The organism is Streptomyces sp. NBC_01446 (genome assembly GCF_026340095.1).
GTDB lineage: Bacteria > Actinomycetota > Actinomycetes > Streptomycetales > Streptomycetaceae > Streptomyces > Streptomyces aureus.
The window spans coordinates 2088996-2104725 of the sequence record NZ_JAPEPO010000001.1; the positions used below are offsets into that span (position 1 = coordinate 2088996).

The following is a 15730-nucleotide window of genomic DNA, read 5'->3' on the forward strand; positions in this document are numbered from 1 at the left end:
GCTACAACAGCTGAGCCGAAACACGGGCTTAACAGCTCGCCTGGGCTTGAGGGAGAGAGGCCCGATGATTGACGTCCTGGTCGTGGACGACGACTTCCGTGTCGCCGAGATCAACGCGAAGTACGTGGGAAAGGTTCCCGGCTTCCGGGTGGTGGCCCGTGCCCACAACGCCGCGCAGGCACTGGCCTTCGTGGAGCGCCAGCGCATCGACCTCGTGCTGCTCGACCACTACCTGCCCGACATGACGGGCCTCGAACTCGCCCACCGGATGCGGGAGAACGGCCACAACACCGACGTCATCATGATCACGGCGGCGAGCGACGTTCTGACGGTGCAGGCGGCGATGCGCCAGGGCGCACTGCACTACCTGGTCAAACCGTTCACGTTCGCCGCGCTGCGCTCGCGGCTCGACTCGTACGCGGCGCTGCGCCGCACCGTGGACCGGGTCAGCGGCCGCGGCGCTACGGGCCAGGAGCAGGTCGACCGGATCTTCGGTGCGCTACGGGCGCTTCCCATGCCCGCGTCGCCCGGCCTGCCGAGCGGGCAGTCGGAGCCGACCACGGATCTGATCTGCGGCGTACTGCACCGCGCAGACCATCCGCTGTCCGCCCACGAGGTGGCGGAGGAGACCGGCCTGAGCCGCTCCACGGCGCAGCGGTATCTGCGGCACATGGAACAGTCGGGCCGGCTCCACCTCTCGCTCAAGTACGGGGACACCGGGCGCCCGGAGCACCGTTACGTGTGGGTGGCGCCCTGAGGTATCCGAGGTGGCCGAGGTGACCTGAGCACTCTGAGGCAGCCGCGCGAAGGCTCGGGCCACATATGTGGGGCGCGGTCCTCAGACGGCTCCCGCCCCGGTCAGCGCACGCACCTCCGTCTCCGCGTGCTTGGCCTCGTCCGGTGGCTCGGGCGAGGTGACCGTGCCGAGCCAGCCCGCCAGGAATCCGAGGGGGATGGAGACGAGGCCGGGGTTCTCCAGCGGGAAGAACTGGAAGTCCACGCCGGGGAACAGCGAGGTCTCGCTGCCGGACACGACCGGTGACAGGACCACCAGGATGAGCGCGGGCACGAGCCCCCCGTAGACGGCCCACACGGCGCCGCGCGTGGTGAAGTTCCGCCAGAACAGGGAGTAGAGCAGCACGGGCAGGTTCGCGGAGGCCGCCACGGCGAAGGCGAGGCCCACGAGGAACGCCACATTGAGGTCGCGGGCGAGCAGGCCCAGAGCGATCGCGACCACGCCGATTCCGGCGGCGGCGACGCGGGCCACGGCGACCTCGCTGCGCGGCTTGGCATGCGGGCGGCGCAAGGACGCGTACAGGTCGTGGGCCACGGACGCCGAGGAGGCGAGCGTGATCCCGGCGACTACGGCGAGGATCGTGGCGAAGGCGACGGCCGCGACCACCGCGAACAGAACCGTTCCACCTGTGGAGTCCGGACCGCCGCCCAGGTCGAGTGCGAGCAGCGGAACCGCCGTGTTCCCCGCCGCGTTCGAACCGCGCACGGCGTCGGAGCCCACGATCGCCGCCGCACCGAAGCCGAGCACGATGGTCATCAGGTAGAAGCTGCCGATGAGTCCGATGGACCAGACGACCGAGCGGCGCGCGGCCCGTGCCGTCGGAACGGTGTAGAAGCGCGACAGGATGTGCGGCAGCCCGGCGGTGCCGAGCACGAGCGCAAGCCCCAGGCTGATGAAGTCGAGCCGCGCGGTCCAGTCGCCGCCGTACTTCAGTCCGGGCGCGAGGAACGCGGCTCCGTGCCCGCTGCGCTGCGCCGCCGTACGCAGCAGCTGGTCGAAGTCCCCGTGGAAACGCACCAGGACGAGCACGGTCAGGGTGATTGCCCCGCCCATGAGCAGGACCGCCTTGACGATCTGGATCCAGGTGGTGGCCCGCATCCCGCCCAGCGACACATAGATGACCATGAGCCCGCCGACGCCGACGACGGTCCATTCCTGTACGGCTCCACCGGTGCTGCCGAGCAGCAGCGCGACCAGGCTGCCCGCACCCACCATCTGCGCCACCAGATAGAGAACGGACACCGTCACCGAGGAGGTTCCCGCCGCGATCCGCACGGGACGCTCCCGCATCCTGGCGGCGATGACGTCGGCGAGCGTGAACCGCCCGCAGTTGCGCACGAGTTCGGCGACCAGCAGCAGCACGACGAGCCAGGCGACGAGGAACCCGACCGAGTAGAGCAGGCCGTCGTAGCCGAAGAGCGCGATCAGGCCCGAGATGCCGAGGAAGGAGGCCGCCGACATGTAGTCGCCCGCGATGGCGAAACCGTTCTCCATGGGCGAGAAGAGCCGGCCGCCCGCGTAGAACTCCTCCGCCGAGCCGTGCCTGTTGCGGCTCACCCAGGTGGTGATCGCCAGCGTGACGGCGACGAACACGCTGAACAGCAGCAGCGCCAGGGTCTGATGGTTCCCGGTCACCGCTGGCCACCCTCGATCACTCGGGTCATCTCCTGGGTGTCCCAGCGCAGTTCGAGCGCCGCGCGGTCCCTTCGCAGCCGCGCATGGCGCGAGTACAGCCACGTCAGCAGGAAGGTGCTCAGGAACTGCCCGAGCCCCGCCAGCATCGCCACGTTCACCGCGCCCGCGACGGGCCTGCCCATCAGGCCGGGGGCCGTCGTCGCCGCCAGGATGTACGCGAGGTACCAGGCGAAGAAGGCCGCGGCGGCCGGAAAGGCGAACCTCCGGTAGCGGCTGCGGACTTCCTGGAAGGCGGCGCTGCGCTGCACCTCCAGATAGATCGCGGCCGCTCTCCGCTCGGGGGGCGCGGCCTGGGGAGGTACGGCCGGGGCCGGGGCACCCGTGCCGTCCAACTCGCCCCACCCGGAGGCCAGCGCGTCGTACCAGGGATCGCCGAGAACACCGCGATCACCGGCCCGGGTCTGCGCCACCTCGCGCCCGTCGTGCTTCTCCACCGAACTCTCCTTGTCCGCGGGCCACTTAGGCCGCGAGCCCAAGGATGGGCAGAACGGGAAGATCCCGGACTCTTCTCACATCCCCCTTCACCCCATTAGGTGATGGCCGACCCCGGTGGCTGAACAAGGCCGTGCCGATAGGCGTACCGCACCGCTTGCGCCCGGTCCTTGAGGCCGGTCTTGGCGAAGAGATTGTTGATGTGTGTCTTCACCGTCGCGGTGGAGACATGGAGGGCGCGGGCGATCTCCTGATTGGTGAGCCCCTCGGCGATGAGCCTCAGAACTTCGGCCTCTCGCGCGGTGATCCCGTCGGGCGGATCCACCGGCGCGGGGGTCGGTGCGGGCTCCGAAAGACGTTCCAGGAGACGGCGCTGGATCTTCGGGGAAAGGCCCGCGTCACCGGAGAGCACGTCCTCGACGGCCCGCACGATCTCGTCGCCGCCCGCGTCCTTGGTGAGATAGCCGCGGGCTCCGGCCTTGAGCGCGGGGAACAGCGACTCGTCGTCCGCGTAGGTGGTCAGGATGACGACCTGGGTCCCGGGGTACTCCGAGCGGATACGCCGCGTGGCCTCCACCCCGTCGCAGCGCGGCATGCGCAGGTCCATGAGGACGACGTCCGGGGCGAGTTGGGCGACCAGTGCGACGGCCTCGTCCCCGTCACCGGCCGCTCCGACGACCTCGATGCCCGGCAGCAGCCCGAGCAGCATCACGATGCCCTCGCGCACGACCGTCTGGTCATCGGCGACCACGACTCTGGCGTCCCTGCGCGCCGCCCCACCCGTCGGCGATCCAGCCGAGTCCGCGGCGCCTGTCTGCAAACCTGTCGGCGCGTCCGCCGCGCCTGTCGGCGAACCTGCCGAGTCCGCTGCGCGATCGGTCCCTTTCGCCCCAGGGTCCGCCCCACTCATGCGGGTACCTTCAGCTTCACTGCGAAACCCTCCTCGCACGGCCCTGCCACGAGCGTGCCGCCGAGCAGCTCCGCACGCTCCCTCATCCCCAACAGACCGTAGCCGGAGCCACTGACAGTGAGCTCTCCCGCCGGCGCGGCCGAGCCCGAATCCCTTACCTCAAGGGTCACTTCGGCGGCGCCGTACTCCAGCCTCACCTGGGCCGTCGCGCCGGGCGCATGCTTGCGCACGTTCGTCAGGGCCTCCTGGGCGACTCTGCGTACGGTCTGTGACGCCTCTACGGACAGTGGGCGCCGCACGCCCTCCACCGAGACCGTCGCACCGTCCGTGACGACGAGCTCGCGCAGGAAATCCTCCAGCGGCGTCATCTCACCGCGCAGCGCCGAGAGTGCCTGGCGCGTCTCGGTGAGCCCGTCACGTGCCATGCCCCGGGCGGCGACGACCCGTTCGTGGATCTGGTCGAGATCCGCGCCCCGCTCGATGAGCAGGCGAGCCGCTTCGAGGTGGACGAGCTGGGCGGAGAGGCTGTGCGCCAGCACGTCATGGATCTCCCGCGCGATCCGGGCCCGCTCGGCCAGTGCGGCGGATTCCGCCTCCGCGGCCCTCGCTGCCCGCTCCTGGCGGAGCAGCCGCTGGGCGCTTCCTCTCGCCTCCGCGTCAAGGCGCAGGACGTATCCCGCAAGGCAGAGCCCGATGGTGGTGACCGCCGTGGTGAACCATGCGTCGTTGTTCAGGACCGCGAACCCGGTGAGCGCGCCGGCCGTGAGAGGAATGGCCGCGACCAGGGGCAGCCGCTCAAGGGCGGTGACGGCACAGCCGCACCAGAGGACGAGTGCCGGCCCTCTGAACCCGGCCTGCTCCGCGGCGAACGCCGCGCCCAGCAGCAGGGCGAGCAGTCCCACGGAGGGCCACAGCAGGTGTTCCAGCGTGGTCCGGAAGAATCCCCAGGCAGCGGCGCCGCAGGCGATGAGCGCGACCGGCGCCAGGGCGACGGCCCAGCCGTGCACGCCACGCTCCGCTGCGGCAGTCCACACAAGAGCCGTGAGCGCGACCACTCGCACGACGCGGGCCAGGAGCCGCCGTGCCCGTGTGAGCCCTTCGCGGGAGAGCGCCTCCCGCGAGGGCCAGCTGGTCCATGCTCCGGGCGTCACACACGGTCCTTCCACGACGGTGCGGGCACGCCGTCACCGTACGCCCCGGCCCCCTGGGGCGCAGTCTGCAGGGACTGCGCACGCCAGATGAGGACTCCGGAGCGGACGAGCAGTGTGGCGGCCAGGGCGAGCATGAGGGCGGCGCTGCCCTGCTTGATGCCGAAGGCCGCGCCGGCGGCGTAGAGGCCGGCCCGTAGGGCCATACCCACGATCCAGACGGCGCCGCTGGCCTTGGTGCTCTTGCTCCATACGGTGCCGTCCTGCGCGGTCCACAGACGGGTCGTCCAGGCCCAGCCGGCGCCGATGGCGAGACCGACGAGCAGCTCAAGGCCCATGAGCGAGGCCGAGAGTGCCTGGTGGTGGGGGTCGAGGAGGTCCGGCTTGCGCAGAGCCATGAAGACGAGCACAGCCGGCACGACCCACCAGCGCTTGTCCGTGGTGATCTGCTGTGCCTTGAACTGACGGACGACCACCAGCACGACGACGGCGATGATCACCAGCACATTGGTGAGCCCGGACATGGCGGCCTCCGACTTTCCGTGACTTCGAAGATTTCGAGGGTTCGAGAACTTCGCAGGACGACGCCGAGCGGCGCGTCGAGCAACGTCTTCGAAGTTACGGAAAAGGCCAGCTCACGGGATCGGAGCTGGGGTGGATCGTGGGTGGATCAGCCGGCTCCACCCACGGGTGGAGCCGGCGTCCGGGTCGGTCCTAGGCGTCGATGCGCGAGCGGTCGAGCGTCGCGGCCGAGCTGCTGATGAACTCCTTGCGCGGCGCCACGTCCGTGCCCATGAGCAGATCGAAGACCTGCTCCGCGGCGTCCAGCTCGCCGATGTTGATCCGGCGCAGCGTGCGGTGACGCGGATCCATCGTGGTCTCGGCCAGCTGGTCGGCGTCCATCTCTCCGAGACCCTTGTAGCGCTGGATCGAGTCCTTGTAACGCACGCCCTTGCGCTGGTACTCGAGGAGCGTCTCGCGCAGCTCGCGGTCCGAGTACGTGTAGACGTACTTGTCCTGGCCCTTCTTCGGCTGGACGAGCTCGATGCGGTGCAGCGGCGGCACCGCGGCGAACACGCGGCCCGCCTCGATCATCGGCCGCATGTAGCGCTGGAAGAGGGTCAGGAGCAGGGTGCGGATGTGTGCGCCGTCGACGTCGGCGTCGACGAGCAGGATGATCTTCCCGTAGCGCGCGGCGTCGATGTCGAAGGTCCGCCCCGACCCGGCTCCTATGACCTGGATGATCGCGCCGCACTCGGCGTTCTTCAGCATGTCCGACACAGACGACTTCTGAACGTTGAGGATCTTGCCGCGGATCGGCAGAAGCGCCTGGAACTCGGAGTTCCGGGCCAGCTTGGCGGTGCCGAGCGCGGAGTCCCCCTCGACGATGAAGAGCTCGCTGCGCTCCACGTCGTCGCTGCGGCAGTCGGCGAGCTTGGCCGGCAGCGACGACGACTCGAGGGCCGTCTTCCTGCGCTGCGCGTCCTTGTGCTGGCGGGCCGCGATCCGCGTACGGGCCGCGGCGACGGCCTTCTCCATGACGGCGCGGGCCTGGGCCTTCGCGTCGCGCTTGGTGGAGGTCAGGAACGCCTTGAGCTCCTTGGCCACGACGTTCGCGACGATCCTGTTGGCCGCCGAGGTGCCCAGCACCTCCTTGGTCTGACCCTCGAACTGCGGCTCGGCGAGACGCACCGTGACGACGGCCGTCAGGCCCTCGAGGGCGTCGTCCTTGACGACGTCGTCCTCGGCGACGCGCAACAGCTTCTGGGCGCGCAGCACCTCGTTCATCGTCTTGGTGAGAGAGCGCTCGAAGCCGCTCACGTGGGTGCCGCCCTTGGGGGTGGCGATGATGTTGACGAACGACCTCAGTGTCGTGTCGTAACCGGTGCCCCAGCGCAGCGCGATGTCCACGCCGAGCTCGCGGGTGACCTCGGTCGGCGTCATCTGACCGTGGTCGTCGAGGACGGGGACGGTCTCCTTGAAGGTGCCCTGCCCTGAGAAGCGGACGACGTCGCAGACCGGCTTGTCGGCGGCGAGGTACTCGCAGAACTCGCTGATGCCGCCGTCGAAGCGGAATGATTCCTCGCCCTTGCTGCCGCCGTCACCGAGCCCGTACTCGTCGCGAACGACGATGGTCAGGCCCGGCACGAGGAACGCGGTCTGGCGGGCGCGCTGGTGCAGGTTCTCCAAGGACAGCTTGGCGTCCTTGAGGAAGATCTGGCGGTCGGCCCAGTAGCGCACGCGCGTGCCGGTGCGGTTCTTCGGGACCCGCTTGACCTTGCTGAGCCGCGCGGAGGAGTCGAACGTCGCGTCGGGCCCCGACTTGGCGAAGGCGCCGGGGACGCCGCGGCGGAAGCTGATGGCGTGCGTGTTCCCGCCACGGTCGACCTCGACGTCGAGCCGCGCGGAGAGCGCGTTCACCACGGAGGCACCCACGCCGTGCAGGCCGCCGGAGGCCGCGTAGGAGCCCCCGCCGAACTTGCCGCCCGCGTGCAGCTTGGTCATGACGACCTCGACTCCGGAGAGTCCGGTCTTGGGCTCGACGTCCACGGGGATACCCCGGCCGTTGTCCCGCACCTCTACGGAGGCGTCGTCGTGGAGGATGACCTCGATGTAGTCGCAATAGCCGCCGAGGGCCTCATCGACGGAGTTGTCGATGATTTCCCAGAGGCAGTGCATCAGGCCACGACTGTCCGTCGACCCGATGTACATGCCAGGGCGCTTGCGTACGGCCTCGAGCCCCTCAAGGACGAGCAGGTGCCGCGCGGTGTAGTTGGAACTGTCCTTGTCCACGATGCCGCCTGCTCCGGTCAGCAGCGCTGTGGACGGCACGGACGTTTCGGCGGTCACGCAGTTCGCTCCTCGCTGAATTTCAGTTGGAACCCTTTTGGGTAAGGGGTCGGCTTCGGTCGCCGCTCAGAGGGTACCGAGGCCTGGTAGAGCCGTTGTAACGCAACCCTCGCCTCTGCCCAGACTAGTCCAGCATCGTATGCATGTTCGATCCCTCGATGGGGTGAAGCACACATCACGTTCCCTTCGGCGCATGAACCATTTAGGCTCCGGGCACGTCCTCATGAACAAACCGACAAGCCAGTCGGCGAGGACCGACCCTGACGGAACGCGCGAACCCGTAAGACACGTAAGAGACGCAATACGGCCCATTCGCCGCCAACCGGCAGCAGACAGCCCCTCGGAAAGATTTTTCGAGGAAAAGCCACGAGCGGGAACGTTTTCGGCCTGGTTGGATGTTGACCCTGGTACGACAGCTCGTCGAGCTAGAGAAGAGGCGACGTGACTACTGTTCTGACCCCCGCGAGCCCACTGACGGCCGCTGACCGCTGTGACCGTTGCGGCGCCCAGGCATATCTGCGCGTCGTGCTCATCAGCGGTGGTGAACTGCTCTTCTGCGCCCACCATGGTCGCAAGTTCGAGCCGGAACTCAAGAAGATCGCCGCTGAGATACAGGACGAGACGGAGCGCCTGACCGCCGCTCCGGTAAGCGCCGAAACCGAGGAACGCTGACGCCTCGCACAACGACGAGCCAGCTCCGGCCCGGGCCGGTGATCGGGCGGCCATCCCTGCACCACAGGGTGGCCGCCCGTCCTCGCATCAGCACGACATATGCCCATGAGGCGCCCTGAGGGCGTCAGACAGGCTTCGGCATGACACGCATGGCCTCCGACACCCGGGCGTAGACACCGGGGCGCCCAGGGCGCCCACAGCCGCTCCCCCAGGACACGAGCCCGATCAGACGCCCGTGCGCCACGAGGGGGCCGCCACTGTCTCCCTGGCAGGCATCCCGCCCGCCCCGCGGCTCCCCCGCGCACAGCATCGTGCGAGCGAGGAACGTTCCCTCGGATGTGCCCGGATAGGCCGCCTTGCACGCGGAGTCACTGAGCACCTGCATGTCCCCTGCCCGCAGCGTGTTCTCGTAGTCACCGGCCCCCGTGGTGTCGCCCCAGCCGTAGACCGCGGCGTCTGTCCCGGCCGCGTACGCGGGGTCCCCCGCCCCCGCCATCGGGATCACGTACCTCTCGGGCAGCGGCGCTTTCAGCGTGATGACCGCCACATCCCCGGAGTTGGTTTCGGGGTCGTATTCGGGGTTGACCCAGGTCCGGCGTACCGGGATCTCAGCGCCCGAGTCGGTCCGCAGGTCGTCACGCCCCGCAATGACCTTGAGGTCACCCACGGCGCGCACCGCGGTGCCCAGGACCTCGCGGCTCAGGCAGTGGGCGGCGGTCATGACGGTCGACCGCCCAACCACGACACCCCCGCAGAACTGACCGGATCGGGTACCCCCGAACCGGTCACGACTGGAGAGCGCCACCATCCACGGGCTGTCGGCCACCCGGACCGACCGGCCTCCGATGACGATACTGTCCGCGGCCGAAGGGGCGGGGGAAGCCAGGGGCAGCAAGGCCGCCGCCGCCAGCAGGACAGGCGCCCGGAACAACGTTCGGGCGAAGGGACGACGCATTCGGTGTCCTTACTCTGGGTGGTATCTACACACCCAGAGTGAGTGAACCTCGTGCCTCATGCATACGAGCACATCGAAGGGCCCGGCCCCCTGAGGGGAACCGGGCCCTTCGATGACGCACCCACCGCCCGGATCCGGTCCGGGCGGTCGCGCTTCTAGTCCAGGTAGTCGCGCAGGACCTGCGAACGCGACGGGTGGCGCAGCTTCGACATCGTCTTGGACTCGATCTGACGGATCCGCTCACGCGTGACGCCGTAGACCTTGCCGATCTCGTCGAGGGTCTTCGGCTGACCGTCGGTGAGACCGAAACGCATCGAGACGACGCCCGCCTCGCGCTCCGAAAGGGTGTCGAGGACGGAGTGCAGCTGCTCCTGGAGGAGCGTGAAGCTGACCGCGTCGGCCGGCACGACCGCCTCGGAGTCCTCGATGAGGTCACCGAACTCACTGTCGCCGTCCTCACCCAGGGGGGTGTGGAGGGAGATCGGCTCGCGGCCGTACTTCTGGACCTCGATGACCTTCTCCGGGGTCATGTCGAGTTCCTTGGCCAGCTCCTCCGGGGTGGGCTCGCGGCCCAGGTCCTGGAGCATCTGGCGCTGCACGCGCGCGAGCTTGTTGATGACCTCGACCATGTGCACCGGGATACGGATGGTGCGGGCCTGGTCGGCCATGGCGCGGGTGATGGCCTGACGGATCCACCACGTGGCATACGTGGAGAACTTGTAGCCCTTGGTGTAGTCGAACTTCTCGACCGCGCGGATCAGACCCAGGTTGCCCTCCTGGATCAGGTCCAGGAAGAGCATGCCGCGGCCGGTGTAACGCTTGGCCAGGGAGACCACCAGACGGAGGTTGGCCTCCAGGAGGTGGTTCTTGGCGCGGCGGCCGTCCTCGGCGATGATCTCCAGCTCGCGCTTGAGCTTCGGCGCGAGCTTGTCGGCGTTGGCGAGCTTGTCCTCGGCGAACAGGCCGGCCTCGATGCGCTTGGCGAGCTCGACCTCCTGCTCGGCGTTGAGCAGCGGGACCTTACCGATCTGCTTCAGGTAGTCCTTGACGGGGTCGGCGGTGGCGCCGGCCGCGGCGACCTGCTGCGCGGGCGCGTCGTCCTCGTCCTCGTCGGACAGGACGAAGCCCTGCGCGCCCTCCTCGCCGGGCTCGCCTTCGGCCTTGGCCGTACCGGGGGTCTCCTCGGTGGCCTCGTCGTCGACCTCGTCGTCCTTCTTGCCGGTCTTCTTCGCCGCCGCCTTCTTGGCGACGGTCTTCTTCACGGCAGCCTTCTTGGCCGTCGTCTTCTTGGCTGCGACCTTCTTGGGTTCGGCGTCCTCAGCCTCGGCCTCGACGGCCGGGGACTCGGGGGTGGCCGTGGCAGCGACCTTCTTCGCCGTGACCGTCTTGGCGGCGACGGTCTTGGTGGCGGTGCGCTTGACCGGGCTCTTAGCTGCGACGCTCTTGCGGGGGCGCTTCGGCTCCGCGGCACTGACCATCAGCGTCACACCCTCTTCCTCGAGGATCTGGTTGAGGCTGCGCAGAACGTTCTTCCACTGAGTGGCCGGAATCTGGTCGGCCTCGAAGGCACGGCGCACGTCGTCGCCGGCGATCTGGCCATCAGCCTTTCCCCGCTCAATGAGCGCCATGACAGAGACGGACTCGGCGATCTCCGGCGGGAGCGTACGGGATGTGCTGGCCGACACGAACAACCTCTCGGAACGTTGGAAAACGGCTTCCGGCCCCGTCCTGTGAGGACCGGAGCCGACGACCGCCGGCTTGGGGATGGGCCGACGGCGCGGGCGGAGCCGGGGAGATGCACAGCGCCGAACGCGGCGGCTGTATTCCCTCCTCGGCTGTCACCTCTTAGGTCATCGCGCTGTTCCGAGGAGCGTTACGCCCAATCTGCGTGGCCCGAGTCACACCCCGTAAGCGGTCAAAAACTAATGGATACGGTCAAACATGGCCACTCTTCTGGTACCCAGCTCGACCCGGCGGAACCCATGGTCCACGCATATGTCGCCGGATCGCGCCGGGTCCCGGGGGGGATCAGGCGCGATCCGGCGACACATGAGGAACAGATGGTGGGCGCATCCGGACCGTGAGGTGCATCGAGCACCGAGGGCCTGCACCGAGGCGCCGGATCACCAGATCGCCGAGAAACGCGTCAGTGCTCGCGGGGCGCGGGGACCACACGTTCTACATCGGGGTGGACGGTGAGCAGCTGGCGCATGGCCGCCTCCGCGCCCGTGCCGTCGCCCGCGGCGAGGGCGTCGGCGATCCGGCCGTGGTGCGCGACAGCCACCTCGTTCGGGCGGTCGCAGCCCGTGACGGGTCCCCCGGAGACCTGGAGGGCGGCGGAGACGATGCCGGACAGGTGCTCGAGCATGCGGTTGCCCGCGAGCTGGATGAGCAGGGAGTGGAACTCGGCGTCGGCGCGGGCGAACGTGATCGGGTCGCCCTGCCCCAGGGCGTGCCCCATGATCTCGACCATGTCGGTGAGCCGCTGCTGGACGTCCTCACGGCCGTGTCCCGCCGCGAGCCGCGCGGCGAGGGGCTCGATCGTCCAGCGCAGCTCGTTCAGCTCGCGGCGCTGGTCGTCGCGCTGCGGACCGAAGGCGCGCCATTCGATGATGTCCGGGTCGAGCAGGTTCCAGTCACTGACGGGGCGGACGCGGGTGCCGACATTGGGGCGGGCGCTGACCAGGCCCTTCGCCTCGAGGACGCGGAGCGACTCGCGGACGACGGTGCGGGACACCTCGAATCGCTGGCCGATCTCCTCGGGCACGAGCGGGCGGTCCGCGCCGAGGTCCCCGGAAACGATCATCTGGCCCAGCTGCTGGACGAGTTGGCCGTGCAGGCCGCGTCCGCGGCTGCCGGCGGCGCGCCGCCCCATCCGGCCGAGATCCTGGTCCGCGACATCCCAAACAGGGGCGCCCACACGGTCGGCGCCGTGTGCCTCCCCATAGGGGTAGCGGTCGAGTTCGCCCGGGCCGGACAGGCCGGAGTCGGCGGAGCGGGCGGCGGTCATCATGGTGTGCGCAAGGGTACTCACGGATCTGTTGTCGGCGCCGTCCCCAAGTCCCTTGAGGTCTTTGGTGAAAAGCACACGAAAGGGTGATCGCTTACCCCGTCGCAATTGACGCCTTATCGGACGGAAATGAGCGCTCCTCGGGGAGTTGTGCGCGAGGCCGGACCAGAAGGCGCCGGACGGTCGTCATCGAGCCCTGGGGCGCAGCACGGTGAGCAGATAAGCGCAGAGCAGAGCGGTCAACGACAACATCAGTGCACTGCCCACAGGTTGGGCGATCATCCGCAGTCCCGCGGCCAGAACACGCTCCGCCCCGAACGGCCAGTGCACGAGCGCCAGATCACGAAGCCTCGACGGAAGTCCCGCCGCCGTTCGCACAGATGGTCCTTCCAAGGCCTTCTGTACTAGGGGCACGACGAGGATCGGAACGGCGAGTACGGCGGCCAGCCCGGCCGTCGTGGACCGGAAGACACCCGCGGCCAGCACCCCGGCCCAGGCGCAGCCCACGACGAGCGCCAGCCAACTCGCGAACGTCGAAAGCCAGTCTGCGGGAACCTTGGTGAGCTCTTCTCCGTATACAAGGTGGAGCAGCACCGCGTCGGAGGCGACGACGAGGAAGGCCAGCGAGACGGCGATGGCCGCCGCGACAACGAGTTTCGCGCAAAGAAGCCCCAGGCGACGGGGGACGGTGCCACGGTCGGCGGCGAGCGCGGGATGACGGAACTCGTCGCCGAACGCGAAGGCCCCGAGCAGCCCCGCACCCAGGGCAGCCGGCGGAAGCGGCAGTTCCTGGGGCCAGGCGGCCAGCAGGTGCGCCTGCGGCGTGCGACCGGTCCGCGCGAGCAGTACGGCGACGATCGCGGAGGCAACGAGGACGGCAGCCGCGGTGAGGTAACCGGTGGCGATACCGGTCGCCCGGCGGACCTCGTACCGCAGCGGACGGAGCGGGCTGGGTGCGGGGTGGATCGTGATGGGGGGTGGGAGGGGGGAGAGGGAGGCGGGGGGAGGGGCGGAGGCGCGACCTGACGGAGTTCTGGAGGCCTGGGTGCCCTGTTCGTCGGACGGCGGCGCCGGGGCCGAGGCCGAGGAGGAGGCGCCGCCAAGGTCCGCGTCGACAGGGAGCGACACGAAGGTGCCCGTGGACTTCGGGGGTTCCTGAGCGGAGCGAGCATGTCCCCGCGCCAGCGCCGACGGTGCGGCGGTTTCTTCCGACGGCTCCAGGACCGGAAGAGGCGCGTCCGTCGCGGACGACGTATCCGCGACCGCCGGCTGGGGCACGGTCGGCTCCGCCGCCCGGACTTCTTCGGCGCGCGTCCGCGCCGGAACACTCACCGCAGGCCCCGCATCCCCGACCTCGTCCGCGAGTTGGTGGACCAGGATGCTGTGGCGGAACGCGGTTTCGCCGATGTCCGCGCAGTTACTGCCGTACACGGAGAGCCGATTGCCGCCCTCGTTCACGACCTCGACGGAACGCTGCGTCGCGCGCGCTTCCTTGGCCAGCAGGACACCGAGCCGGGCCGCATGTGGGCTGCGGACGGCGACGCGGGGGCGCAGCCTCGTGCGGGAGAAGTCCGCGACGCACTGGTCCGCGATGACGCGCCCCTCCTCCAGAGTGACCACGCGGTCAGCCGTCCGCGCCGCTTCCTTGGCATCGTCGGTGGTGAAGAGCACGGTGCCGCCGAGCGACGCGTGGGCCCGCAGGATGCCGTGCAGCCACTTGCCCTCGCGCGCCGAGAGGCCGTCTGCGGGTCCGTCGAGGACGAGCGTGTGCGGATCCGCGAGAAGCGCGCAGGCGAGGCCGAGGCGCCGGTCCATGCCTCGCGAGAGCGTGCCGAGCCGCTGCTCACGCAGGCTGACGATGCCGACGACTTCGAGGACCTCGTCCGCGCGCTGCACCGGCACGCCTGCGGCCGCGCACAACATACGCAGCTGTCCGCGGACGGTGCGGGACGGATGACCCTGGACCTCGCCGAGCAACACGCCGACTTCTTGGGAGGGATGGGGGATGCGGTGCAGGGGGCGGCCTCTGAAATGCGTGATTCCACGGCCTTGTTGGAGTTCGAGCATCAGCCGGACCGCCGTCGTCTTGCCGGACGCGCGGGCGCCTAGCAGCGCCGTGACGCGACCAGTCGGCGCCTCGAAGGACACGTCGTCGACAGCGGGCGGGAGCTCCTGGCGGGGATTGCTGGTCAGTCCGAAGGCCTGGATCATGGCTTCTCTCGCAGGATGTGCGACCGCTCGGCGGCCTGGGACCCGTCCGCCGAGCGGGGACGGACGAACCCCGTGGGTACCACAGCAAGATAACCCGATATTTCCGACTTTTCGGGCAGGGCAAGACCTCGGGTGTCACCTGCGCGGCGCGGACGGCCAGAGCCCGGAGGTCAGGCCCGGTCAGCTCCGGGTCATACCTCGGGGCGCAGCATCGGCGGGTTGAGCAGCGTCGCGCCCCCCGCCCGGAAGAGCTGGGCCGGCCTGCCGCCCTGGCGGGTCGTGGTCCCGCCGGTGGGCACGAGGAAGCCCGGGGTGCCCGTCACCTTGCGGTGGAAGTTGCGCGGATCCAGCGCGACGGCCCACACCGCCTCGTACACGCGCCGCAGCTCACCGACCGTGAACTCGGGCGGGCAGAAGGCCGTGGCGAGTGACGAGTACTCGATCTTCGAGCGGGCGCGCTCCACGCCGTCCGCGAGGATCTGCGCATGGTCGAAGGCCAGGGGTGCCGCCTGCTCACCCTCACGCCCGTACCCGCTCTGGTTCAGCAGGTCCTCCACGGGTGCCCAGCGCGCACTGTGCGCGTCGCCGCCCGCACGCGGTGCCGGCAGATCCGGCGCCAGGGCCAGATGAGCGACGCTGACGACGCGCATACGAGGGTCACGCTTGGGGTCACCGTAGGTGGCCAGCTGCTCCAGGTGCGCGCCGTTGACCTGGTCCGGGTCCGCGGGATCATGGGCACAGAGCCCGGTCTCCTCGATCAGTTCGCGCGCCGCGGCCGACGACAGGTCCTCGTCGTCCCGGACGAAGCCGCCAGGGAGTGCCCAACGCCCCTGGAACGGCGGTTCGCCTCGCCGCACCGCGAGCGCACAGAGCGCGTGACGGCGCACCGTCAGCACCACCAGGTCGACGGTGACTGCGAAGGGCGGGAAGGCCGACGGGTCGTAGGGCGACATGCGGCGATCATAGTCGTCTTCCTGACGATAAACACTCCCTTCGCGATCGTTGATCAAGGCCTTCTTCGAAGTTCCCGCGTGGGACCCCGCCGATCTTC

13 protein-coding genes are annotated in these 15730 nt (G+C 69.4%); 2 read left to right on the forward strand and 11 right to left on the reverse strand.

Annotation, left to right across the window (positions count from 1 at the left end):
- Nucleotides 1-64 precede the first annotated feature (64 nt).
- The gene (locus OG456_RS09305; protein WP_266559072.1) at nucleotides 65-757 is read left to right on the forward strand and encodes a response regulator; all 693 of its coding nucleotides are present in this window, start codon (nucleotides 65-67) and stop codon (nucleotides 755-757) included.
- A gap of 81 nt (nucleotides 758-838) precedes the next feature.
- On the opposite strand, the gene OG456_RS09310 is transcribed toward OG456_RS09305, so the two are convergent.
- The 6 genes from OG456_RS09310 to OG456_RS09335 form a co-directional block, all read right to left on the reverse strand.
- Nucleotides 839-2431, reverse strand: a complete 1593-nt coding sequence (locus OG456_RS09310) for a cation acetate symporter (RefSeq protein ID WP_266559073.1) — start codon at nucleotides 2429-2431, stop codon at nucleotides 839-841.
- A complete protein-coding gene (locus OG456_RS09315) occupies nucleotides 2428-2925 on the reverse strand; it encodes a DUF485 domain-containing protein (RefSeq protein WP_266559075.1) in 498 nt (165 codons plus the stop codon). Before OG456_RS09315 ends, OG456_RS09310 begins: the two co-directional genes overlap by 4 nt.
- Nucleotides 2926-3020: 95 nt before the next feature.
- Nucleotides 3021-3632, reverse strand: a complete 612-nt coding sequence (locus OG456_RS09320) for a response regulator transcription factor (protein WP_266569128.1) — start codon at nucleotides 3630-3632, stop codon at nucleotides 3021-3023.
- A 197-nt stretch (nucleotides 3633-3829) separates the two neighbouring features.
- Nucleotides 3830-4984: a sensor histidine kinase gene (locus OG456_RS09325; protein ID WP_266559077.1), complete on the reverse strand. Its 1155-nt coding sequence runs from the start codon at nucleotides 4982-4984 to the stop codon at nucleotides 3830-3832.
- Entirely contained in the window at nucleotides 4981-5505 is a 525-nt protein-coding gene (locus tag OG456_RS09330; RefSeq protein WP_266559079.1) for a CcdC protein domain-containing protein, read from the reverse strand. Before OG456_RS09330 ends, OG456_RS09325 begins: the two co-directional genes overlap by 4 nt.
- 190 nt (nucleotides 5506-5695) lie before the next feature.
- A complete protein-coding gene (locus OG456_RS09335) occupies nucleotides 5696-7831 on the reverse strand; it encodes a type IIA DNA topoisomerase subunit B (RefSeq protein WP_266559081.1) in 2136 nt (711 codons plus the stop codon).
- A gap of 441 nt (nucleotides 7832-8272) precedes the next feature.
- Here OG456_RS09335 and OG456_RS09340 point away from each other — a divergent pair, with 441 nt between their 5' ends.
- Nucleotides 8273-8503, forward strand: a complete 231-nt coding sequence (locus OG456_RS09340) for a hypothetical protein (RefSeq protein ID WP_100591128.1) — start codon at nucleotides 8273-8275, stop codon at nucleotides 8501-8503.
- A gap of 124 nt (nucleotides 8504-8627) precedes the next feature.
- Here the strand turns inward: OG456_RS09340 and OG456_RS09345 are convergent, their stop codons facing one another.
- From OG456_RS09345 to OG456_RS09365, 5 genes are all read right to left on the reverse strand, one after another.
- Entirely contained in the window at nucleotides 8628-9458 is an 831-nt protein-coding gene (locus tag OG456_RS09345; protein ID WP_266559084.1) for a serine protease, read from the reverse strand.
- Between the two features lie 155 nt (nucleotides 9459-9613).
- On the reverse strand, nucleotides 9614-11149 hold the full coding sequence (locus OG456_RS09350) for an RNA polymerase sigma factor (protein WP_266559086.1): 1536 nt from the start codon (nucleotides 11147-11149) through the stop codon (nucleotides 9614-9616).
- A 455-nt stretch (nucleotides 11150-11604) separates the two neighbouring features.
- A complete protein-coding gene (locus OG456_RS09355; RefSeq protein ID WP_266559088.1) occupies nucleotides 11605-12492 on the reverse strand; it encodes a FadR/GntR family transcriptional regulator in 888 nt (295 codons plus the stop codon).
- Between the two features lie 162 nt (nucleotides 12493-12654).
- Nucleotides 12655-14679, reverse strand: a complete 2025-nt coding sequence (locus tag OG456_RS09360; RefSeq protein ID WP_266559090.1) for an ATP-binding cassette domain-containing protein — start codon at nucleotides 14677-14679, stop codon at nucleotides 12655-12657.
- 191 nt (nucleotides 14680-14870) lie between these two features.
- Nucleotides 14871-15632 (reverse strand): NUDIX domain-containing protein, encoded by a 762-nt coding sequence (locus OG456_RS09365; protein ID WP_116508987.1) that lies wholly within the window; start codon nucleotides 15630-15632, stop codon nucleotides 14871-14873.
- Nucleotides 15633-15730 lie beyond the last annotated feature (98 nt).

Coding starts and splice junctions, on each gene's coding strand:
- OG456_RS09305 (WP_266559072.1), top strand. CDS start 65: ATGATTGACGTCCTGGTCGTGGACGACGACTTCCGTGTCGCCGAGATC.
- OG456_RS09320 (WP_266569128.1), bottom strand. CDS start 3,632: ATGCTGCTCGGGCTGCTGCCGGGCATCGAGGTCGTCGGAGCGGCCGGT.
- OG456_RS09330 (WP_266559079.1), bottom strand. CDS start 5,505: ATGTCCGGGCTCACCAATGTGCTGGTGATCATCGCCGTCGTCGTGCTG.
- OG456_RS09345 (WP_266559084.1), bottom strand. CDS start 9,458: ATGCGTCGTCCCTTCGCCCGAACGTTGTTCCGGGCGCCTGTCCTGCTG.
- OG456_RS09360 (WP_266559090.1), bottom strand. CDS start 14,679: ATGATCCAGGCCTTCGGACTGACCAGCAATCCCCGCCAGGAGCTCCCG.
- OG456_RS09365 (WP_116508987.1), bottom strand. CDS start 15,632: ATGTCGCCCTACGACCCGTCGGCCTTCCCGCCCTTCGCAGTCACCGTC.